Below are 22,890 nucleotides of genomic sequence, written 5' to 3'. Positions count from 1 at the left end.
GATTTATAATGTTACCCCCACCACCGATATATTCACGTTCACTTTCACTCTCTTTCCCTACCCCTGCCTCTTCCGATCTCGCCGCACGCCCGGCCGGCGGAGCGGGCGGCGGGCCGTGCGGCGGCGCGGAGCGCCGTCGCCTTGATCACCTATGAGCGCAACTCGGCAACGTACAACTGTCCTGTGCGACCGACAGTGATCGTTTACGCCTGGGTCTGGGTCTTCTGCTTGAGGCGTTCGTAGGGGGTCTGGCCGCCGAGGCCGCCGTGGGGTCGATGGTAGTTGTAGTAGCCCTCCCATTCGCGGAGCTTGTCGTTGAACACCTCGGCGTCGTCGATGACCACGCCCTCCAGCATCCGGTAGAACTCCTCGGCATCGATACGGTGCGAGCGCTCCACCTTGCCGTTCAGCCGCGGGGTGCGGGATTTGATGTAGGTGTGGGCGATGCCCTTGTCCAGCACGTGCCAGTGGAACGCCGACTGGAACTCCGCCCCGTTCTCGGTCTGGATGACCTGCACCTGGAAGGGCAGGCGCTGCAGCACGTAGTCGACGAACTGGATCGCGGTCTTCTGATTGAGCTGGGGGTAGATGCGCAGCACCCGTAGCCGGGTGCAGTCGTCGATCGCGGTGAACTGGTAGTACTTGTTACGGCCGCCCTTGCGGCCGGTGAAGCCGGCCTTCGGCTCGATGAACTTCACGTCGATCTGCACCCGGTGGCCGGGCAGCTGTTTCTTATACCGCTTCCACCGCTTGTCCTGCCGCTTGTAACGCTGCGAGGCCGGCGGCCCATGTCCAGACGCTTGAGATCCGCCACACCCCGAGCGGCTGATGGTGACGTCGTGGTACCGCGCCAGGCACAACACGATCTTCTCCGGGCCGAAGTGGTAGTTCTGTCGCAGATAGATGATCTTCTGCACGACCTCGGCGTGGGCGGCGTTCGGCCTGGTGGGGGCCGCTTGGACCGGGTCCGCAGGCCCTCGATGCCCTCGGCCTGGTCTCCACCGATCCCCGCTTCGCGGCCATTAGCGGACCCGCACCACAGGGCCGCCAAGGCCCGAGGAGCGGAAGCCGCGCGGCAGGCTTTTACTGATTAGCCGAAATGATGCAAGAAATACGGATGATATGCCGGTTTATCCCGTGCTGCATTTGGGCCAGAAGTGGAGTTCGGGGTCGTCGAGCGCATCCACGATATCCTCCCCGCGGAGGAGTCGAGCTGCTTCTCGATGCTTACGGTACCGGAGCATTGCATAAAGGACGTCGGCGAAGGGTTGATCGCGCAATGAGGCGGCAATCTCGTTCGCCTCTTCGGCGCCGTGTGCTGTATTTAGTAGCTGTACACGATTGCGGAGCAAGCTTCTCGTCTGAACGAAGGCATGGCTTCGGCCACGTTTTAAGTCCTCACGGTTAAGGCCGAAGGTATCGATCGTCGCCCGACCCTTTGCAGTCAGGTCGTCGTAGTGTCCCTCCCTCAGCATGAGACGCAGATGATCAAAGGGATCTTCGGTGCAAGGATCTATGAGGAGAGGCAGTCTCCTCCTGTCCCGGGGGAAAAGTTCCCTCTTGTGATTACTGTTGCAATGGCTGCAGGCCAGGTAGTGATTTTGCCAGTCGAAGGCCCGCAGCGGTGCCTCTGCCAGCGGTTCGAAGTGGTCGATCGATGTGCCGAGACTGTCTCCGCAGTACATGCAACGTTTGATTCCCGGGGCCATTTCGGCAAGATGCATAGTAATTTGGGTCCGAGTGCCGTCAGCGTTCTTCCACGCGGTACGGGCCGCCCGGCCGTCAGCTTGATTTTGACGAAGGGTATTGGTTCGTCTTACCAGCCGCCGAGTGAGCGTGGGCGGAAGGTCAACCCGGTAGATCCGGATCACGTCAGGCAATCCTCGCGGCCACTTCGTCCACTCGAGCCATAAGGGAGCTGGTGAGGGTCTCCTCCAGCCGGTCGAACTCTTCCAGCTCTCCGGCGCTGGCCTTCCCCCGGAGTACCTTGCGTTCGAGTTCCGTCAGGCGGCGCCGCAGGTCTTCGGCGCGGCTGGAGTAAGGCGAATCCAAGCCGAAGAGGTCGGTGAGTAGAGCGTCGTCGCCGCTGCCGTAGACCACGCGTTCGTAGAGATCTTTCTCGACGACCCGCGGCGGGACCTCCTCATCGAGGCCAGGCAGCCGAATCAGCCCTCCGAGATCGGCGCTCTGGCAAATGTATGGACTGTGAGATGTCACGATAAATTGAATGTTTGGGAAGTGTTCTTTAAGCCATCCGCCAATCTTCTTCTGCCAACTAACATGAAGATGGACATCGATCTCATCGATCAGTACGACTCCGGGGAACATTACACGCGGTTTGCCTCCCGGGCGGAAAGTTATCCTCGAGCCGTACACCTGGTTCATCTGGCGAACGAGATCGAGAACGAGGGCGGTGACTGTTCGATATCCGTCGCTCAGCTCACGTAGCGAGATGACCTGACCGTCTCGCGTGGCCCATAGCCCGTCGCTGTCGACGTGGTCCACGTGAAAGCCGTCCGGTAGGAGTCCGTCATTGAGGAGCTCCTGGACGAAATCCAGGAGCTCCTCTGCTCCGGGACGCTCCTCAAGTCGCCGCAGGTGCAGTTCGATGAGCCAGCTGACGCTCTCTGATAGGGACGCGTCCTCGTTGAACAGGCTGATTAGACGGGAGACTGGTCCGGTGCTAGACATATGGCGCTGGGCTTCAGCAGAGCCGCCCACGAGGCGCCGGAACGGGCCATAACCCGTGAAGAACCATCCCTGCGGATTGTCCGCCCAGGGACCCCGGGAAGCTGCCTCACTGCGTCCCTGCAGAACAGGCTGCACACCGTATTGCCGAGTGTTCCCAATTTCATCACGAGACCAGGTCAATCGTGCGAACAGCGAATTTTTTGGACGTTTCGCACTGCCGCCAGAGAAAAAATCCACCTTTGGATCTAGCACAATTTTTACTTCTGATGTGCCGGCCAGGACGTCATGGGAGATCCAGCCACTAAAACTGGGCATGAGGCTGCGTGCGATGGACGGGCCCGCCATGGCCAGCGCGAGAGCGCGTAGTAACGAGGTCTTCCCGGACCCGTTACGTCCTGCTAGAACAGTCCATCCGGCATGCGAGCCGCCTGGGCGCGTCAGTCGCAGATGGACACTTCGCGGGCCAGAGAAGCCGCGCACACCGGAGATCTTAACTTCGGCGATGTGCATCCCATCCTCCTGTCCGTGATCGTACTTTAAGACTCAGATGGGTAGGAACCACCAGGTTCTCGCACCTTGATCGCTAGGACTCGTTCGAAAGTTTGTCGTCTGGCCAAGATGCTGTCTGTACCCCCTAGGCGCTATCAAGTACCAACACAGTCCGCCCGCTTCCTTCAACGTGCTGTTCCAGGCCGGCTGGAGACCGAGGCAGGCTGCGTGGCCAGCGGATGCAGAATAGCTCGGGAGCAAGCTTGAGATGCTCGGTACCGATGGAGTCTGCGTCCCGGGCGACCAGTAGTCCTCGGGCCAGCCAGGCTGCTAGATCAGGAGTGACCTCCAGCCAGGAACGGAGACTGGTCGAGGACTTGGGCTGTCCATGAAGCAATCCGAGGGCGCGCATGGTCCTGACTCCACGTTGAGCACTGACGTCTACGCTGAGTCGTGATCCCCAAATGCCCTGCATCCGGCGACGTAATTCAGGGGTGCGAATCTCGAGGGCTCCAGCGGCTAGGATGCGACCAGTCTCCGCCAGGAGGCTGGCGAAGAAGGGCTGGGTGGTCAACAGCGCCCCCAGGTGGAGAGGGCGGCTGTCGGCGAACTCTGCATGATATTGCTGAGCCCACTTGATCACGCCCATACTTTCTGGCGGGGGAGTGATCCACATTCGGGTGAGCGCCGTCATGGTCTGCTTCAGGACCCCAGGGGCGAGGCACGCGCCCGCAAGGGCCTCCTTAAGGGCGTTCCTGGCTTCGGTTGGGTTGCTGTGCTGGATGGACGCCGTGAGCGCGGCGTCCATCCAAGGCAGAGCGAGGTCCCGGTCTAGGAGGACTCGTGTGATCATGGAGTCACCTCCACGAAGGGAACAACGACCTCGTCGAGACTAAGCCCACCATGGCTAACTAGATCAGCATTTTTTCGATAACAGTGGCGGCCTGGAGCGAACATCAATGGAAGAGCTGTGATCGGATAGCCCGGCGGATCCCACTTGAGTCCCGGCAATGAGCTTGCATCACGCAGTTGACGATTCGCGTACTGGCGGACCCGTAGCCCTTTTGATGGAACGGCAATTCCCTCGGCGGGGATGGGATGGTCAAGTCCTTTACAGGCTACGCTCCCATGATCGGCGGTCAGCCAGACCCGGTGGCCGTGACGCCTGGCCCAGGCAAACGCAGCCGATAGCAGACCTGCCTGTGACCAGGTGGCTAAGGCGGAGAGCATCTGGTGATCGCCGTTGACGTCAGCACCGTGCATCAGATCATCGATAGCGTTGACGGCCACGCCAACCGCAGAGACATCAGGAAGACTCGGCCAGTCTCCCGAGTGACGTCCCGGTGTCTGCGCATAGTGCACTTGGTCTACAGGCACGCCGCGGCCGGTCCAGAACTCCTTCCAGCGACGGTCTTCTGGATCCGTTCGATCTATGGTCTGGGAGAACCTCACCGGAGGCGTGCCCGAGAAAATTGCTTGTCTTGAAACCGATGTAATAGTAGGCAGCATTGCAAGCGCCTGCTGCTCGGTGGTGACGCTAAGATTGAGCGTGTCGCGGAGATACCGCCAATGGGTGAGGCTCATCCCATCCAGTACCAGTAAGAGTGCCTTTTCGCCCCGACTCACCGCGATATGGTCGAGGTAGTGTGCGACCTTATCAACGGTTACCGGTCTAAGATATGACCGGCTCAGCTGGGCTCCATAGTGGGTCTGAAGCCAATCCAGCCAAGCCTTGTCGGCAGCCTGCCACCAGCCCAACGCCTTGGTTACCGCCGGTTCATCACCTCTGACTGGCGGAGCAGCCGCCAGCTCCAGTCGGACGTGGGCCCACCAATCTGCAAGCACGAACCACTGGTCCAGCTCGCTGTTCTCCAAGTCGGGAAGCGGCGGGGCGTCCTGCAGGAGGACCGCAGCGGCCGCGAGATGGTCGACGGTGGGCCTGGCTAGTCGCAGTGCCGCCGGAAGATCACTGCGATCAGTTACGGCCGGGGCCAGAAACCCTTGGTCGACGAGCGCGAGGAGCTCGCCAGCGGCTCGCTCCAGATCAGCATGAAGAGGATGAGCTGATCCGCTTTTACTCCATTCCAACCAGATTTCGTTCAGTCTGACGAGCGGATCGCTGAGCTCGAGCAGTACTCTTGCCGGCCCGCTCGCTATATAGGTGGCTAAGGTGCGCCGCAGCGATAAAGGGGCGCAGGGTAAAATCCGAACCACCGTAGCCAAGGCGGTATCGGGATGCGGCGGCCAGGCGCGACCGATCAGATGTTGTACGGCAGATGCCAGCCGGGTCTCATAAGGCCCTGGTCCGGCGAGTCGGGCGGCAACTTCTGCCGGAAGCTGATGGAGCTCTCCTCGGACGTCATCGGGCAGAACCGGATCTAGGCTCTGATAAGGAAGCTTGCTGAGATCCCAGGGCAAATCCCTTGATTCCTTGATCGTGGAAGCAGTTATGTGAAGCACCGCGGGGTGGGCGTCACTGGGGCGGTGCCGTAGATGCCGTTCGTAGATGCGGCGGACGTCCCACCGCGTGGAGGCCCGATGAAGTTCGCCCTGTCCCACGGGTAGATCGAGTCCGTGCGGGTCCAGATAGAGCAGGACCTCTCCCGGTGCGACATCCAGATCGCCCAGTAGCGTCGTCCAATGGGTCATGGCTCGACCCTGACCAGCAGAGCTGGACGAATACTGGGCACGGGCAAACCGTGACCGGTAGAGAGTTCTTGCAACGGCCGGTAAGCGTAGTCGCGCGCGGTGGTCGTCAGGTCGTCCAGCTGCCTCTGGTCAACGGGAGCCGTGCCGAGCAGGGAGAGCTCCTTATCTTCTGTGAGATACCGCCACAATCGTTCACCGCGCATTGGATCGACGCGGCCGCTGTCGTGGAGGAATACCACGGTGGCGCTGGTCATCGCAGTACGGGCATCGGCGGAAATACTAGAAACTAGCAGCCATCCGGACGCATCGCCTCTGATGATCGGAGCGGGCTCGTTGGGGGCAACCAACGGCAATTGAGTGAGCGGATCACGACGACCACCCATCTCCTTGACCGATGGAACAACCGATGCAGCAGCATTTAATGCGGTTGCGAGGAGTGCGGGTAGCTGGCTGGGCTGGGGTGGAGGCGGAGACACAGCGATCTCGGACAGCAGCGCCCGGCCGTCCGCAGAATCGAGCACCTCAGCGGTGGTGGCCTGTTGGAACTCCTCTGCCGCCGCATTCATCTGGTCCGGTGTGATGATGGCGGCAACGTAGAGATCGGCAACGTGATCTGCGGCGGTGTCCAGGACGTCGGCTCGAGCATCCACCCCTAGTTCAGCGAGGATACGGTCGAGTTTGGCGGATAGGACTTCCAGGACGCGCTCGTCCACGGTGTTGGCCAGCACCAGGTTGAAGGCTTTGACAGTTTTGGTTTGGCCTAGCCGGTCGACGCGGCCAACCCTCTGTTCGACCGCAGTCGGCGCCCAGCCGAGGTCCCAGTTCACTACCACATGGGCGAATTGAAGGTTCACTCCCTCGCCACCAGCATCTGTCGAGACTAGCACTTGCGCATCAGTGGCGAACCGGTGCTGGGCCACGGCTCGCTCCGCTAGCCCCATCGTGCCGTCAATGGTGACCGTAGTGATCCCTTGAGCGGTGAGCAGTTCGACGATCATGCGCTGGGTGGCTCGGAACTCGGTGAACACCAAGACCTTGACCGCTGGGTCCTTCTCACTGCGCTGTAAACGGCGCAATAGTTTGAGGAGGTACAGGGTCTTCGGGTCGGGTCCAGAAGACATAGTCGCCCGGGTGAGATTGAGTAGCTCGTCCAGGGCACTCAAGGTCATGATATCTGCGGGGAAGCTATCAACCATGGCTTCCGCGTCCTCGCCCGTGAGATCGAGCCACTGATCCTTTTCGACCTCACCCGCACGGCGGGCAATCGCTGTGGTGAGCGCCAGTCGACGGCGCTCCAACGCGGATAGAAGCGCTGCAGTGCTGGATGTGACCATGCGCTGGAACAGCAGCATAAGGAAGCCAACAGCGGTATTCCCTGACGCCCGAGCAGCGGTGTATCCGGTCCGCACGAAGTCCGTGACAGCTTCATAGAGTTCCCGATGCCGCGGATGCCCATCGAACGGCACGCTTTCCAACGTGGTAGTCCGCGGTCGGAACAGCTGCCGTCCGTCATGGTTTACGGCGGTTCGCTTGTCTGTCCTGGCGATGACTTCCGTGACCGTACCTGCGTTGATGGGACGCCCCTGGTCGAAAGCAGGGTCGAGCAACGCCAGGAACCGACGGAAGGGCTCGGATTTGCCGGAGTGCGGTGTAGCGGTGAGCAGGAGCAGATGCGGGGTTCGAACGGCTAGCCCCGACGCCAACCGATGCCGGGCGACATCCTCTCCGGAGCCCGCCACCCGGTGTGCCTCATCGATGACCACGAGATCCCATTCTGCGCCGACTACAGCGTTGTAGCGAGTCTCGTTGAACTGAGCAATCTGTTCTCGGGTCCAGCCCGCACGTCGTCGCAGCGGCTTGATCGCGTCGATACTCGTAACCACCTGATCGAAGGCGCGCCAGATATGAGGACTGGAGTCCACCGGGATTCCCTCGGGCCCGATCCGGACGAAGTCGATACCGAACTTGTCTTGCATTTCCGCCACCCACTGGAGCTGCACTCCCTTGGGCGCGACCACGAGCACCCGCCTGGCGCGCTTCCGGGCAATCAGTTCGGCCAGGATACTCCCCGCCGTGGTGGTCTTGCCCAAGCCGACCTGACAGCAGATCGCCAGCCGAACTGGGTCGAGCCGTAATGCGCGCGTGAGAATGGCTGTCTGGTGGGGAAACAGGCGAACTGGAACAGTTCCCGCGACGAGCGGTTCACCCGCGGCAGCCAGCGCCCGCACCCGTAACGCCGCTGCTCGCCAGCGTAGCTCCGCCACAGTCCAAAGTCGGGTCCCGATCGGTGCCAAGTCGGTAAGAGGAACTGTGTGGACCTGGCGGTCGTCCGGGGTGTAGATGTCGCCGGTGGCGGTTCCCCACAGTTCTTCTACCGCCAGGACCTGACAGGTCCTGGCGGCCGGCGTCCACCACGCCCAGTCTCCACTGACTGTGTTGATCTGCATCATGTCACCGTAGTGTTCTATACGGACCCTTTTCATCCTCTGATGGCGGCCTGCCGGTCCAGCATGATCGCAGGCCCGGCGTTCGGCTGACGACATAGAGAGACCCCTGGTAGACGGGTTGATCACCACAATCCATCCGTCACAACCAGGGGCCTCGGATGCTGTTCTATCGTGCTGCCGTCGATTTGTCGCGTACAACGCTGAACTACGTGGCCGGGCTGATCCGCGGGCACCGCAAGGCGATCGGGTCGATCTGGCGGCGGCTCAACGCGGGACAGCAGGTGTTGCTGGTGCTGGTCTACCTGCGCAAAGGAGAGACCTTCGAGCAGGTCAGGGCCGGTTTCGGGGTGTCGGCGGCGACCGCGTGGCGGTATGTGGAAGAGACCGTGATGCTGTTGTCGGCGCGCTCGCCCAAGCGCGGCCAGGCGCTGCGCAAGGCCAGGAGAGACGGGGTGCACTACCTGGTGCTGGACGGCACGCTGATCCACACCGACCGAGTGAGAGCCGATCGGCCCTACTTCTCCGGCAAGCACCGCGTGCACGGGATGAACGTCCAGGTCATCGCCACACCGGACGGGACGATCCTGTGGACCTCGGGTGCGCTGCCCGGCAAGGCCCATGACCTCACCGCCGCCCGGATCTGGGGCATCCTGCGCGCGTTGGAGAAGGCCGGCATCATCACCCTAGCCGACAAGGCGTATCAGGGGGCCGAGGGCCCGGTCGTCACTCCGTACAAGGGCATGAACAAGCCCGAGTCCCAAAAGCAGGCCAACCGCGCACACGCCCGCCTACGCGGACCCGGCGAACGCGCGAACGCCCAGCTCAAGAGCTGGCGGATCCTCCGGAAACTACGCTGCAGCCCCAGCAAGGCCGGCCACCTGTGCAAGGCCATCGCCGTCCTCCAAAATCACCGCGCCCCGCAGGCCGCACAAGGATGAAAAACGGTCACGGTTTGACTCATTCAAGGCGCTTGAGTGCATTGCGGTAATAGTGGAAGGACGCCGTAAGGTCAGGAAGACTATGAGCGGGAAGCCGCTTGCCAACCTTCACAATCCGGCCATAGTCACCGTCCCCCCAAGCTTTCTTGAATCCTGCAAGGATGGCCTCGCCCCGAAACCGGTCAAGGGGACCAGCCCCATTGACGTAGGTCTCAAATACTTTGAGCAGTTCGCGAGTGCGGAGCTGCTCTAGGTGGACGGCGTCGGACGGGTTGGGCACCATCCATCGGCCGCTCGCGTCGCTAATAAAGTTCTGTTCGAGCAAGTCCCGCAGCTCCGGCACGGCGTTCGGCGTTTCACCTGTCTCCAACTCCCGCACGAACGCCGGATGAATCTCGCTTACTCGCTGCGGCTTCCGTCTGAGCTGCTGGCGGAGCCAGGTGATCGCACTGGCCTCATCGGTGATGAATAGTGTCGCTGCCTCCAGTTCTTTGAAGGTCAGCCGGAACCGGTCATATTGGGCGGCCTGCATGGGCAGGAAGACCATCTCGTCACGGATAACCATCGTCTGCTCCACCCAGGAATAGAACTCAGAGGCAGACATCGGCACGTCCACACCGGCTGCCACGTAGTAGCCCACCATCCTGTCGTAGAGGCGATCAGAAAACCGTGCCCGGATTGGCAGCGCCTTGCCGCGCCGGCCATCCGTGACTGGGAGATGCTTCAGATGCTCGCGGAGAAATGCCTCGACTCCCTCGGCAGCTCCCGATGTGGATAGTACGATTCCAGCCATTTTGGTGTCCGGCTTATAGCACGAGATCATCAGGTCCCGCTTTACCGCATTGACGGCGGTGGCCTGACGGTAGCTGGAATGATTCTTGTCGAGCACCCGGGTATCGGCAATAACGAATCCGGCGTCTGTCAGCGCCTGCTGCACCACCGACCAAATCTCGTTACTTGAGTTGGAGAACTCCACGGTCATCCATCTGCCGGGCTTGAGCACTCGGGCGAACTCTCGGAACGCCCCTGCCATAAGTTCACCATAGGTGTCGATCTGCTTGTGGCGCTTCATGTCGACGATGGCCTCATCCTCGACATCTGTGAGCACCCGATGCCAGGACTCGACGACCTGGGCCAGGTCAGCGTACGGGATATTGGCTCCGAATGGCGGGTCCACGAAGACATAGTCAATTGAATCGTCGGGAAGGACATGGAGTCTGCCAGCGTCTCCCGTGGTGATCATCACAGAATCAGTGGGACGCTTAGCCGTAGACCAGAGCTTGACCAGATTCGCCCGCTTTCCCCGCTTCGGATCGGACCCTTCGAGGTTGTATCTGACCGAACATTCCGCTATCTGCGAAGGTATATAATAGACGCCTGTCATATGCTGGTTTACCTGAGATCCGCCAATCTTTCCAAAGGAGAATCCCTTGTAGCGATTCATCCAAGAAAGACCCCAGAATGCCTGCTCGATCCAGAAGCGGAGAGCTCGACTGATATCTGGGTCCAATTCCTCTTTGGCCCAGGCCCACAGGATAGACAAGGCGGCTAGGGAGCGGTCCGGGTACAGGTGGTGGACGTGCGTGAAGCCTTTAGGTGCAAGACGTGAACCGTGCACCATTTCGGCGATGGGTAGCGGATCCATGGGTATCCCGCCGACCGGCATCCGAGAGATCCGGTCAAGCACGGCTAGGTCGTCGCTATCCGGCTTCTTTGTGCCGGTTGCCCACACCCCTGCTTCCCGGTAACGGTAATGGATTTGAACTGGGCGGATTTCGATCCGCTCGATCACCTCGCCGGTCAATAGGCGGACAGGTACCTTTCGCCGGAGCATGGCAGGCGAGTTCTTGCCGCTTGTCTTCTTGGCCTGTGTAGCGGCATTAGGCTTCTCCTGTCGCTTTCCCTTACGAGTTTTGACTCCACAGTCGGGACACTCGAATTCCTCCGCCACATCCCCAGTCGAGGCATCGAATGCGACATCATAGAAGACGATAGGGCCGCCGCAGCTGAAGCAGGTGAAGACCTCAGACCAGATGGTGTAGTCAATGAGCGCGGATCTCCCGGACTCAGTCTTAGTGGCATACATCCATCCGTACTCCTGGTCAAATCGGTCTAGCAGGGCCGCACTCGCCTGGTCGAAGGCAGCGGCGTCGACGGGAAGGGTGAGCCCAGCGGCCAAGAAGGTAGCGCCGGGGGCAAGGTCGTTGAGCACGGCCCGGCGAGCTCCCCACGTCACCTTTCCGCCATGCTCCTTGGCTTGACGCTCGACCTCGCCACGCAGTTCGAGGTCCGGGTCGGCGCACATCTGCGCAGCTACGCCAGTCATCCCAGAGCCGGCGAAGCCATCGAGGACCACATCGCCGGGCTCCGTGTAATGAAGGAGTAACTGAACGATGATCTCGGGTGGCACCTTGGTCGGATAGGCGTGCGCCTTGTACTGCAGGGAGGTTTTTCGCCCGGTCACGTCCGCAAGGAACGGGCCAGGAAGCGTTCTCGGTTCTCGGTCAGGGGCAGTCGATGCGGCCTTGGCGAGCCATTTCTCGATGTAGGGGTTAGGGCAAGCCGTGTGCCATGGAGGAGTAGACATGGCGAGCAGGTCCTCGTCGGTGCCTGCCGGACGTCCCGCTCCGGTCGTGCTGTCCATCCTCGCGGCCAGATCCGCCCGAGCCGCCGCGTCTTCGGCGTGTCGGGAGAGGGGCGTCCCGAGATCGAGAGCCAGTGGCTCAGGAGAGGTCATCTCTACTCCTGGACGGGGACGATGCGGATGAGGGATCGGTCACTTGCTGAGTCGGCGATCTTAGCCAGCCATTGATTGAAGGCACCCGCGACATCGACAGGGGTCATCGCCGCCCCGGTGGGGAAGAGATCCGACCAAAGTCCATTCGCAGTAACTTCGATGACGTGGAACTGCTTGGCGAGATCGGAGATCGCCGCTACCAAGGCGCTAGATATCTCCCCGTAAGACATCCGGCCTGCGGTGAGCTTGGCGATTTCAGCCTGTTGCTCAGAGTTCAGTAGCCCAATCTGTTTGGTGGCAGACTCTTCGGCGACGAAGTCCCTGAGGATCGCGACCCACTGTCGCCACAAGGTCGGGGCATCTGCTTTTACCTTGGTAAGCCGTGCAGTGACGGTAGGACCAGAGGAAGGTGCTGGCCGGTAGTCGCACCCAGCGCAGACAAAGGATGAGTCGAACATCGCTCCAGTGAAGGTCTTACAAGTGACCAGCCTGGCAATCTCGGTGTCCAGCTCACCGAACCGACCACTGGGAAGCAGCGGGATCGTCTCCATCCGCCGCAGGTCCTGCCAGACGTCAGATCCAGTGAGCTCGGTCTTCCTGGCGTCCCCGGCGGCGTCCAACCGATCTGCGGTATGCCGGTCAATGGCGAACGCCTTGTACCGGGCCTTGAGCTCCTCTGCAGTGCGCCGTACCCTTCCAGCCGCCGTCTTGTCGACCTTGACGGCTCGGAGCATCTCGCGGAGCGCCTTCTTTCCGTTTTCTACATCTTCGGCGAAGGGATCACCTGATCCCAAGACCGCACCCGCGTTCTCCAGATATCGGAACTCATTGACCAGAGTGTCCGCGACCTCCTTGAGAGACTCGACCCGCGTTAGCTCGGTCTTCCCCTCCGCACTTTCGGTAAGTTTCGCCGACCCCGCGACGAAGCGCCCCATTTTTCCAGGAGTGTTGCGGACCCTCACGTCCGCCAGCAAGTCCGCCAGTGCGGTGAGCTTCTTGAGTCTTCCCACTGGGTCGTCGAAGATCTCTTCGCCCCAAAGCCGGGGCGTGCTTTGCACATAGGCCTTGGCCCGGATGGCCGCCGCGAACATCGTCTCGGCCTTGGTAACGAGTTCGGTGACGACCTCGCCGGCAAACGGCAGCGTGATCATTCCGGGGGCTACGCCGACCAATTGGGCGACCTGTCGGAGGATTGCGGTATCGGTTCCGGCCGGAGGGGTGACATAGGCGAGCTGGGCGAGGTCATCTCGGCTGAACTGGGCCAGGCTGCTCAAGTCTTGGGCGCCGATCTTCGCGCCGTGAGAGAAGCCGAGCTCAGCTCGGCCGAGATGGGCAAGCACAGCCGCGACGACCACTGCCCACTCACGTTCGAGTCGCCAAGGCCCCCACGTTTTTATCCCGTTGGGTCCGTCCGCGGAGACGAACAAAGTATCGGAGTTTACCGCCTTTCCCTCGGCTAGAGTCAGCGCCTCCATCATGTTCCGGGCGTACTTGCCTGCGTCGGTGGGCTGATTGTGTACGTCCAGCAGGTCGAGTGCGCTGAGCGCCATACGGCCGAGCCTGGTCTCCCGACCGGTCGCGACCATGGTCAACGCCGCGGAGATCGTCGCACCCAGGTTGGCATTGGTAACCGGGTCGGCGAACGTAGGGTATCCGGGGTATCGGGCGTGGAAATGCTCCGCGAGCACATGGGCGGCGACCGCGTCCACCTGAGACTTGATGTCGCGCAGCGATCCTGAGGTCTGCGGGAGCCACGTGCCGAATGGTCGCGTGACCCCCTTGTGAGTTACCTGCAGTTTGGTCTTGCTATGAACTTTAAGCCAGGCGATCATCTCCTGGAGATGCAAGTCGCCGCGGGACGTGAAGTGCTGCTTGTGCTGTGCAGTTGTCTCTGCGGCCTTAGCCTGCGCTGCTGCGTACCGCCGTAGTGCCCGTTCGAATTCGTCGTCATGGTCGACAAGCCGGAGGAGAACTTCGTCTGGCTTACGCTCGTCTGTAAACGTCGGCGGAGCGTAGGGTTGAAGGAAGTACACATAGAAGTCCCGTGGGGGCTGCGCAGTGGAGCGTTCGTTTGGCGCCCCCATAAAAAGGTAGCCCGACCGAGTGACTCGTTTCTCGGCCCAAGGCAGCTCATAATTCCAGATACGATATCCGCTGCGAAATGGGTCTGTCGAGACCTCCAGTAGTCGTTCGAGAGCCTTATAATAAGCCGTATCCAGGTCGGTCGGCTCAAGGGTGGTGCTGCGCTCCTCGATTTGCTGCTCGTAGTCGACGTCCTTTTTTAGGTCTAGGTATACCTGACCGTTTAGTCCGTTCACCGAAAGGAATTGCCCAGAAACGGCTCTGAGGATTTCGTCGACGAGGGTTTCGATGCTGGAGGATAGGAAGGACGGATCGAGTTCCGGGATGCCTGGAGGCAGCAGACAAAGATCGTCCCGGAGTTCGTCGTAAGTAAGGCCGATAGGAGCTTCGAGATCATCGGTGGTCAGCCGATGCACAGCGAGGGCATCGATTACCCGTAGCGCTGGGGTCACATCCGACTTCACCGCGAGCCCATGTTCCACCCGATCTCGGATCGTACGGGTGCGGTCCAGGACCATCTTTACAGCAGGGATGGTTTTATTCGCAGGATCCGACTCTAACTCGGAGCGATAGGTGTCAAAGCAGATTAGGCCTGGTTCCTCGTCCGGCACTGAGGAGTTGAGCCGATGTCGAATCTGCTCCGAGAGACTGGTCAACACCCGGCGCTTTTCGACAATGGCCAGATTCTCGAAGATGCGCAGATAAGCGGGATGTACAGGAAACATCTCGACATAACTGTCCAGGTCTCGGCCGAGTGATTCGAAAGCTTGTGAAAACTGAGCGAGGTGGCCGCGGATCCGAGCTTTCTGCTCCTCCGTCTTTCCCAGAATACGTCGTTGGACGACGAAGGCGACGTCTTCGCGACTGATCCGAAACTGTTGGTATCTCTCGCGGACCCGGCGAATTTCGTCCTGAGCCAGCGTGAACCGTGGGTTATCGAACAGGGTCTCTTGTACACCGGCGATGATCCTAAAACGCGAGTCTCGGCAGATCTCTCCGACCTCTCGCAGGAATCCGAGGTCCAAAATGAGCTCGGTGTCACGGCGGGTGCGGAGGTAATCGAGCAGCTCGTCGATGACCAACAAGAGCCCCTGGTCAGGATGGATAGCTTCGAAGGCAGCCATCATCTCGGTGAGGCCGATCTTGTTGTTAGTGACCTGATCAAGCGGTGGGAACGAGAACTCAACCCCATGAGCCGCGAGTCCACTGGTCAGCTCCTGGACTAAAATATCGCGCAAGCCCATTGAGACCGCACCAATCTCAACTCTGATCACCTTAAATTTGCCCGCGACAGAGGCGGCTGCGGCGGCGGTATCTGCATCGCTCAGCTCTGCGGCCAAATCCGCGTTCTCCGCGACCGCCGACAAGCAGCTCATGAGATGAGTCTTACCCGTGCCGTATGTGGCGATGAGAAGCAGACCTTTGTGATCCACATCAGGATTATCGAAACGCAGCTGAGGAAAGACGACTTTGGTAAGGTTATCGCGCATGCTCTTCGAGATGACGAAGGTCCGCACATCCTCGGCGGCCTGACTGGCTTCCCCGGCGGTCCGAAGTTGCTTGACGCTCTCAAGGGGCTCGAACTGGATCAGATCGCAGTAGCGCATCAAGGTACCCTTTCGAGGTCAAACGGAGCTTGGTCATCGAAGAAGGTCGAACGCGGATGAAGGATCAGGCAATCACTTAGCGGAGCCTGATAGTGATCGCGTCGCCCAACTGTGGAATAGCGGATTTCAGATTTGCTAATGTTCCCGGGCCAGACTGCGATGACTCCGTTCCCCGCCCTGACCAAGCGGCGTAATAAGCGCAGCGGGTTGAGGCCGAGTTCGGGTTCGAACAGTACATCTAGGTCGACCAGTACAGGATGACCGCTCAATTCTCCGATCACTTCAAGTTCGGTCGGTGGCTTGTCGAACGCGGTTAGGGCCCAGCCGACTGAGAGGGGGGACTCCTGCTGGAGCCTGGCCATAGATAGGGCAACGAAACCTGGTTCGGCTCCGGGGTCACTTGTTCTGGGTGGACCTACCAAGGCGAGCCGTCCGGGCGGGCGTCGAAGTTCAGTCCAGACATCGAGGCCGGTTTTGGGCCAAACCGAGACAGAGTGTCGCATGGGAGAGATAGCCTTCGGGACTGAGGCGCCACGAGACGGAAGGTGAGATGGATGAGGTGCCCTAACGTACCGGGACGACTCACATCCAGACCCACCTTTAATGCTGAGATGCAGTTCGAATCCGTAGGCGTGAGGCCAGGCTGCCCTGCTAGGCATGCACTGGTCACCCACAGCCTCCCTGGGTCCGGAACCCTTGTTCGGTTCACCCAGAGCTGGCGAACTGAGCAAAATATAGAGCCTAGAGCGAACAAAGCTGATATGGGACAGGTTCGTCCTTGATGATGACATGTCCGGATAGCATTGCTCTCCGCAATCGATTGGTAACGGTTAGTAATCAGCGCAGTTGATTGATGTGCATGAGAAGCGAAATGGGTGCCATGGCAGTGGAAGGTGTCGCGACAAAGATGCAGCACCCCGCCGCATCGATGTCAGTCTGTTATACGAGGCGCAGCAACTTGGCATCATGGGGGCGATCTCTTCGGTGCCGATGCGGCGCACGTCGCCGAAGCTGCACATCTAGGTCGGCAGGGCGCCCGGTAGCCGGCCTGGGGGTGGGGTCCAGCCCGTGATTGTCCAGCAGCGCGCATCGAGGGGCGGAAGCGACGAAAAGGATGCCGCATCAAGCTGGCTACATGGCTGAAGGCGGCATCTAGTGGCGTTCAGATGCGGGGCGCTGAAGTCGCACTTCAGCCGATCGGCTGCCCGACTCCGGTCAAGGGCCGCTGCGTCAAGGGCCACGATGATGGCGCGACTCTCCTTGCCTTGGCAGAGACTTGCATGCAGAGATGGACACGCGCCGCTCGATTCTAAAGAATCGCATTATGGATTAGAAGGGATCTTCGATCAAGCTTCGGCCTTGGGGGAGGTCGAGGGTCAACGGTATCAGCGTGCTATTGAGGCGGTCATGGAAGGAGTGGCCACTGACCCGATTCCTCTGGGGCCCGAGGTACTGCCGCCACCGTGAAGGATGCCTCGGCATCCCAGCGAGCGTCCATACTCTGCCGATCCCTCGTTCGAGGAGGAGGCTGCCTACAAAGCCCACTTGTCTATTGAGGACATGCCTAAGTGCTCCGTTAACTCCACCCATGCCCCACGCCAGCAGGACTTCATCGCTCTCTGCAATTGCCTTTCTAAGCGCATCGCGCGACGCAACAACTACCTCCTCCGACACCGTGATCTTGTTTAACGATGGAAGATCCTTAGACGGAACGAGGAGGAGGTTAGCGAGACATAGGCGATGGCAACCGGTCACCGGCAGGGCTGCTGAAACGTTCTGGTAGGAGATCGTCTCCTCGGAAGGCCGCAAGGGAGGATTAAGAAGGATCGCGCTGAGTACCGGGAATTTCTTAGCGACTTGCGTGTCCAGTTCTCCCCCTAGAGCGTCATGGTCATGGCCGGAACACCAGTTGGACCACATTAGCGGTGAAGATTCATAATTCATGTGTCGGCTTAGTAGCGCGTGGGCGTCGCTGGTCGTGACCGGCCGGAGAGCCGCAGCGCGGCCAGCGATCGCCCGGCGCGCGGCAGGCCGCCGCAGGTGGGCTGCCCTGATAGGTGTACAGATAGGTTACTTTTGATCTTGGTTGGGTTCTGTCCATCTCGCATGATGCCGGACATAGCGACTTCGCTGATGTTGTATACCTGTCAGTGATGCCGGTTGTACAGAGATACGCATGAACGATCGTCGCGTCTCAATCGAGAAGCTCCGGTCGGCGGCTTGAGAGCGCACTGCGAGCCGTAACGAACCGCTCGTGGAACTCCTTGGCCAACTCCTCGCGGCGATACCGGTGACGAAGGACGCGGTCAAGATCTCCTGCCCGATTGACCAGGCTGGTGAGGGACTTGCGTTCGATGTCGAAGGAGGCGAAGCCCTGTTCGACGGCGTCGTCGAGGTTGCCTCTTCGGGCGTGGATGATGGCGAGGTCGATGTGGGCGTCAGCTACCCGTGTGGGGGCGTTGCTGGTGCCGTCGGGGTGGGTGTGGATCTGGATGGTTTCGAGGGCGTGTTCTTCGGCGCGGTCGTTGTCTTCGAGCCAGGTGTAGGCGGTGGCGGCGTAGAAGACCCATTTGGCGTGGTCGAAGACGAAGTGGTGGTCGGGGTTGGTGGGGATGGGCAGTTTGGCGAGGGTGTCGGCTCCTCGGGTGAGGGCTTTGTCGGCTTCGCGGCGGTCGCCGATGCAGGCCAGGCCGCGGGCTTCTTGCAAGGTGAGTTGGACCATGGCGCTGGTGTGGCCGGCGACGGCTTGGCCCATGCGGGCGGCAACGGATGCCGCAGATCTGGCACTCATAGTCGTGCAGGAGTTTGACCTGCTCTGCGAGCGCAGAGTCACGGATGGCGCGGTTGATCGTGACTCTGCGGCGACTTGGTGTTGGTGTCCCATCGGAGAGAAGTGCGGCCTCGTCCGGGGCTGACATGATGGCATTGGGTGCAGGGGTAAGCACGGTGGCAGCGAGTAAGTCCTCGTGGTCGACCTCGCGGAAGTATTTGTCAAGGAGTCGTAGGACGATCTGAGCGCGGACGGTCGGTTCGTCGGTCACGAGCTCGTGTACCCACGGGCGTAAACCGCTGAGCGGCTGGTTCTGCTGCATCCAGCGCTGGGCCGCGCTGCCTCTGGCCCTTGGCACGTCGTCATGGCCAGGGAAATCCCAGAGCCCGTGGTGATACAGGCGGAGTACGGGGAATTCGGCATGTAGGCCGTCGCCGGGATGGCCGAATTCCCTCAAGAGGGATTCGAGGGCGGGAGAGGCATCTGTCCACGGCGCCAGGCGATCCTCGCCTCGGGCTGCTCTGCCAAGGGCCCAGAGAAGGGTCAATGGCTGGTGCCGCTTCCGCGCGCCGGGCGTAGCCGATGCGGCGGTTTTGAGTGTGAGGATCTTCTGGAGCAGGTTCCCCGGGGAGTGCCCGTCGATGACGTCGCTTGGCCGGGTGACCTCGAAGCCGAGGTCGCTCAGTGTGCGTGCGACGGTGGCGTTGCCGCCGGAGAAGTCGTCGGCTCGTAGCGGTCGGCCGTCTACGCCGCGATGTGCTACGCCGGCGATGGCCTTCGAGTCGTACCGCTTCCCGTCGTGTAGGAGGAAGTAGTCGCGTGCCGGGCCGTATCCGTAGGCCTTGAGAAAGGCACCTCTTCCCAGCTTGTCGTACTCCTCGATGGCGGACAGAACCATCTCACGACGGAGCTCGGAAAGTGCCATAAGGGAATGATAGGAGTAGCTATTGGCGTAAATGCTGAACCTGATGGCCATGGTGGCGCGTTAGTGGGGATTTGTCTGCAATTGGCCGATATGGGCTGGAGTACATCACAGTGGTCGGTGGCCACTTGTGCAGTCGGGCACACCGCACCCACACCTCCTGCAAGCCATATGCCGCGGGCATCGCACGGTCCTTGGCGAGGACCACTGACCGAGGGTGTGGAGTGGCTCAGCGTGATAGAACGCTCGGTGTGGAGGAGCGGCGGGAACGGTTGCGGGGGTTGGGGGAGCTGTTTCGGCGGCTGCGTCGGGAAGCTGGGCTGACGGGGAAGGAGTTGGCGCAGCGGGCGCAGGTGGGGCAGCCGACGATCTCGCGGATTGAGACGGGGCAGCTTCTGCCTACGCCGGAGACTGTTAAGCGGGTTTCGGCTGCTTTGGGGCTGGGGGAGAGGGACCGCGGCGAGCTTGATGCGCTGCTGGCGCGGTTGCGGGATGAGGTGTCGCGGCTGCGGGGTGGGCTGGCCGGCCGGGAGGCGGCGAATGCTGCCCGGGTTCGTTCGGCTCAGTGGATCGCGGTGTTCTCCTCGGCGATGATCCCGGCGTTGTTGCAGACGGCCGAGTATGCGCGGTTGGCGTTGGCGGTCGGCCGGGATGTGGATGAGGAGGATGCGGCTAAGGCGGCGGCCGTGCGGGTTGAGGCGCAGGCGGTGCTCTTTGAGGAGAGCCGGAAGTTCGCGTTCGTGCTGACGGAGGGGGCGGTGCGGACCTGGCCGGGGTCCCCGTCGTTGATGCTGGCGCAGCTTGATCGGTTGGTGCAGGTGTCGACGTTGCCGCATGTTCGGCTGGGTGTGGTGCCTTGGAGGACTGAAGCGCCGGCCTTTCCGTTGCATGGCTTCACGCTCGTCGATGGAGCCGTGAGCGTGGTGGAGAGTCTGACGGGTGATCTCACGTTGACCGAGCCGGGTGAGATTGCCATGCATGAGGACGCTTTCGAGGCATTCGCGACTGCGGCCGTGTATGGCGATGACCTGCGGGACTTTCTGGGTGAAATCGGGGCGGACTTCCGGAAGTTGGCAGCCCAGCTAGAGAAGTGACGCATTTATGCGTCGAATTCCTTGATGATGACCAAGTGCAGGTCATACGCTCGTGACGTGGGTGTATAGCCCTCTAGACGTTGGAGCGTATCCATGAGCGCATGGCGCATGTCCCGGTCCTTCCTCGGCACTTCCCCTTCGGTCAGGGAAGCCCGCCGATTTGTCACGACCTTCCTCGCGGGCTGGCCGATCGTGGAGTCGGCAGAACTCATCGTCAGCGAGCTGGCCGCCAACGCCGTCCGTCACACCGCCAGCGGCAGGTTCGGCGGGCAGTTTCAGGTGATGATTCACGCCCAGCGCGACCGGGTCTGGCTGGGCGTCGTTGACGCTGGCGCCGCGCACGGCCCCAGCGTCTTCTCCCCGGAGGACGATGAGGAGGGCGGCCGGGGCTTGATGTCGTCGGCGCCCTGGCCGACACCTACGGCATCCGCGGCGACGAACGAGGTCGCACTGTATGGGCGCTGCTGCTGGTCAATGCGGGCAAGAACGCCCCGGCCGCACCTGTGCCGGGCTCCGAGGCATCACGTGCTTGATCGGCTGCCCTCCCGGTGTGAACGTGGTCCTTGTCACGTGCGGCTCGCTGACCGGGGTCTACGGTGAGTCCGCGCGGCGTGCCCAATCGCAGGTGGAACATAAGGGCGGTAAGCCTTCAAAGTGGTGAACAGCTCAAACGCGTACTGTCTAGGGGAATAGACGACAAAGCGTCTAGGGGCCTAGACTCGGTGGAGCATCACCGAGAGGAACCGGCCGTGCCATCCAGCGAGCTTGAGCGTATCGCCGCGATCGAGGACCCGTACGTCCTGCTGCGCGCGGCCACCGAGCGGCTCAACGCCGCCCAGCAAGAGGTGACTGAGTTGGCTCGGCTGCGCCGCCGGGTGATCCAGGATTTGCACGCCCAAGGCATGTCCTACGCCCAGATCGCCGAGGCCGCCGGCCTCACCCGGGGCCGGATTCACCAGATCCGGCACACCGGGCCGGCGCCGGAAGGGGCGTTCTTCGGTACGGGCGCAGTGACGGTGGTGACTCCGCTTCGGCTTGATCCCGCGACCGGGCGATCGGTGGTGGCGTTGGACGACATGCGGGCAGGGAGCCGGCTGGAGAATCTTGCCCGCGGCTATGGGCTCAGCGTGGGCTCCGACAACGTCTCGGTGGACGGTGACATCGACCTGAACCGTCCTGGCCTGGTGGTCATCTGCGGGCCGCGCATGTCCGCGGCGGTACGCGAGTGCTACGACAAGGATCCGGTGATCCGGTGGGACCGCGATGACAAGGGCTGGCTGCTGCGCGACACCCGCACCGGGACCGTGTACCGCTCGGGCACGCAGACCGAGCCGCCTCGTCCAACGGACTCGGCGTATTTGGGACGCCTGCCTCGGCCGGACGGTAACGGCAGTCTTCTGACCATCGCGGGAATCCATCCCAATGGGTCGCTCGGGGTGATCCACCTGCTGGCTAGCGAGACCGCGACACTGTGGGGGCAGGTGGGGGATCAGCGGTTCTCCACGGTGGTGGGGGTGGAGTACGACCCTGACAGCGGGGAGCCCGTGAAGGCTGAGCTGGTCAGTCCGCTGTACCGCCACGACGAGGACTAGGGACTACGCGACGTGCGTCTGACCTTCGCCACCGAGGCCGCCTATCCCGGCCGCTTGAACGAAGACTTCATCGCTGCCACATCGGATGCGGTCGTGTTGTTGGATGGCGCTGGAACGCCGCCGGGTGTGGAGTGCGGCTGTCATCACGGCGTGGCCTGGTACTCCCACACGCTCGGCTCCACGCTCGTCGCGTCGGTGACCCAAAGCGCCGGCACACTGGGCGAGATCCTGGCCGATGGGATCAAGACCGTGGCCGGTCTGCACGCGTCCAGCTGCGATCTGACCCATGCCGGTTCGCCTTCGGCCACCGTGGTGATGCTTCGCCGGACCGGCGAGATGCTGGAGTGGCTGGTGCTGGCCGACTCTGTCCTCGTCTTAGACGTTGCCGGGTCGCCCGAGCCGGTGGTCGTCTGTGACGATCGGGAAGCGCAGGTCGGTGCGCGCTATCGAACCCTCATGGACTCACTGCCCGGCGGCAGCCCGGAACATCAGCGGGCGCATGCCCAGTACGTCGAGGCGATGCGTCGGCACCGTAATCGCGACGACGGTTTCTGGGTCGCCTCGGTGGACCCTTCGGCCGGAGATCAGGCACAGAGCGGCGCCATGCCTGTTGGCGAGGTTCGCGCGGCTGCTGTGCTGAGCGATGGCGCTTCTCGGTTGGTCGACCGGTTCGAGTTGGCCACCTGGCGGCAGCTGCTGGATCTGCTCGACTTCTCCGGTCCTGGCGAGTTGATCGGCCGCGTGCGGCAGGCTGAGCGTTCTGATTTGGAGGGGCGTCGCTGGCCTCGCGGCAAGACGTTTGATGACGCTACGGCCGCATATGTCACAACTCTCGACGACGCTCAGTAAGCGACACGCCACTCTTCGCGTCC

The 22,890-nt window shown here is 61.6% G+C and carries 13 protein-coding genes; 5 read left to right on the top strand and 8 right to left on the bottom strand.

Annotated elements, in window-relative coordinates; all coding sequences use genetic code 11:
* Window positions 1-203: 203 nt before the first annotated feature.
* The 5 genes from ACWEN6_RS39075 to ACWEN6_RS39055 all read right to left on the bottom strand — a co-directional run bounded on the left by ACWEN6_RS39075 (window position 204) and on the right by ACWEN6_RS39055 (window position 8,279).
* Entirely contained in the window at window positions 204-917 is a 714-nt protein-coding gene (locus tag ACWEN6_RS39075; RefSeq protein WP_452577077.1) for an integrase core domain-containing protein, read from the bottom strand.
* A 213-nt stretch (window positions 918-1,130) separates the two neighbouring features.
* Window positions 1,131-1,871 (bottom strand): HNH endonuclease, encoded by a 741-nt coding sequence (locus tag ACWEN6_RS39070; protein WP_452577075.1) that lies wholly within the window; start codon window positions 1,869-1,871, stop codon window positions 1,131-1,133.
* A 1-nt stretch (window position 1,872) separates the two neighbouring features.
* Window positions 1,873-3,201, bottom strand: coding sequence for an AAA family ATPase (locus ACWEN6_RS39065; RefSeq protein WP_452577074.1), 1,329 nt, complete (start codon window positions 3,199-3,201; stop codon window positions 1,873-1,875).
* Window positions 3,202-4,029: 828 nt separating this feature from the next.
* The gene (locus ACWEN6_RS39060; RefSeq protein ID WP_452577072.1) at window positions 4,030-5,829 is read right to left on the bottom strand and encodes a PglZ domain-containing protein; all 1,800 of its coding nucleotides are present in this window, start codon (window positions 5,827-5,829) and stop codon (window positions 4,030-4,032) included.
* Entirely contained in the window at window positions 5,826-8,279 is a 2,454-nt protein-coding gene (locus ACWEN6_RS39055; protein WP_452577071.1) for a DEAD/DEAH box helicase, read from the bottom strand. Before ACWEN6_RS39055 ends, ACWEN6_RS39060 begins: the two co-directional genes overlap by 4 nt.
* Before the next feature lie 155 nt (window positions 8,280-8,434).
* Between ACWEN6_RS39055 and ACWEN6_RS39050 the strand changes: the two genes are divergently transcribed.
* Window positions 8,435-9,214, top strand: coding sequence for a transposase family protein (locus ACWEN6_RS39050; protein ID WP_452577070.1), 780 nt, complete (start codon window positions 8,435-8,437; stop codon window positions 9,212-9,214).
* Window positions 9,215-9,233: 19 nt separating this feature from the next.
* On the opposite strand, the gene ACWEN6_RS39045 is transcribed toward ACWEN6_RS39050, so the two are convergent.
* The 3 genes from ACWEN6_RS39045 to ACWEN6_RS39035 form a co-directional block, all read right to left on the bottom strand.
* Window positions 9,234-11,951, bottom strand: a complete 2,718-nt coding sequence (locus ACWEN6_RS39045) for a DNA methyltransferase (RefSeq protein WP_452577069.1) — start codon at window positions 11,949-11,951, stop codon at window positions 9,234-9,236.
* A 2-nt stretch (window positions 11,952-11,953) separates the two neighbouring features.
* Entirely contained in the window at window positions 11,954-15,640 is a 3,687-nt protein-coding gene (locus ACWEN6_RS39040) for a DUF6079 family protein (RefSeq protein WP_452577067.1), read from the bottom strand.
* 2,194 nt (window positions 15,641-17,834) lie between these two features.
* A complete protein-coding gene (locus ACWEN6_RS39035; RefSeq protein WP_452577065.1) occupies window positions 17,835-18,362 on the bottom strand; it encodes a hypothetical protein in 528 nt (175 codons plus the stop codon).
* Between the two features lie 1,221 nt (window positions 18,363-19,583).
* Between ACWEN6_RS39035 and ACWEN6_RS39030 the strand changes: the two genes are divergently transcribed.
* From ACWEN6_RS39030 to ACWEN6_RS39015, 4 genes are all read left to right on the top strand, one after another.
* Complete coding sequence (locus ACWEN6_RS39030) at window positions 19,584-20,426, top strand: helix-turn-helix domain-containing protein (protein WP_452577063.1); 843 nt, start codon at window positions 19,584-19,586, stop codon at window positions 20,424-20,426.
* A gap of 93 nt (window positions 20,427-20,519) precedes the next feature.
* Window positions 20,520-21,026 carry an ATP-binding protein gene (locus ACWEN6_RS39025; RefSeq protein WP_452577062.1) on the top strand — a complete coding sequence of 169 codons (507 nt, stop codon included), beginning with the start codon at window positions 20,520-20,522 and terminating at the stop codon, window positions 21,024-21,026.
* A gap of 149 nt (window positions 21,027-21,175) precedes the next feature.
* Window positions 21,176-22,018, top strand: coding sequence for a sigma-70 family RNA polymerase sigma factor (locus ACWEN6_RS39020; RefSeq protein ID WP_452577060.1), 843 nt, complete (start codon window positions 21,176-21,178; stop codon window positions 22,016-22,018).
* A 12-nt stretch (window positions 22,019-22,030) separates the two neighbouring features.
* Entirely contained in the window at window positions 22,031-22,867 is an 837-nt protein-coding gene (locus tag ACWEN6_RS39015; RefSeq protein ID WP_452577058.1) for a protein phosphatase 2C domain-containing protein, read from the top strand.
* Window positions 22,868-22,890 lie beyond the last annotated feature (23 nt).

It is taken from the genome of Sphaerisporangium sp. NPDC004334, assembly GCF_053602655.1.
The sequence above is the reverse complement of the archived record's forward strand: the minus strand, read 5'-3'. Positions and strand labels throughout refer to the sequence as shown.

What these genes read in the sequence shown, in the direction of transcription:
- ACWEN6_RS39045 (WP_452577069.1), bottom strand. Translation starts at nt 11,951, where the DNA reads ATGACCTCTCCTGAGCCACTGGCTCTCGATCTCGGGACGCCCCTCTCC.
- ACWEN6_RS39060 (WP_452577072.1), bottom strand. Translation starts at nt 5,829, where the DNA reads ATGACCCATTGGACGACGCTACTGGGCGATCTGGATGTCGCACCGGGA.
- ACWEN6_RS39055 (WP_452577071.1), bottom strand. Translation starts at nt 8,279, where the DNA reads ATGATGCAGATCAACACAGTCAGTGGAGACTGGGCGTGGTGGACGCCG.
- ACWEN6_RS39025 (WP_452577062.1), top strand. Translation starts at nt 20,520, where the DNA reads ATGAGCGCATGGCGCATGTCCCGGTCCTTCCTCGGCACTTCCCCTTCG.
- ACWEN6_RS39035 (WP_452577065.1), bottom strand. Translation starts at nt 18,362, where the DNA reads ATGGTCCAACTCACCTTGCAAGAAGCCCGCGGCCTGGCCTGCATCGGC.
- ACWEN6_RS39050 (WP_452577070.1), top strand. Translation starts at nt 8,435, where the DNA reads ATGCTGTTCTATCGTGCTGCCGTCGATTTGTCGCGTACAACGCTGAAC.
- ACWEN6_RS39040 (WP_452577067.1), bottom strand. Translation starts at nt 15,640, where the DNA reads ATGCGCTACTGCGATCTGATCCAGTTCGAGCCCCTTGAGAGCGTCAAG.
- ACWEN6_RS39065 (WP_452577074.1), bottom strand. Translation starts at nt 3,201, where the DNA reads ATGCACATCGCCGAAGTTAAGATCTCCGGTGTGCGCGGCTTCTCTGGC.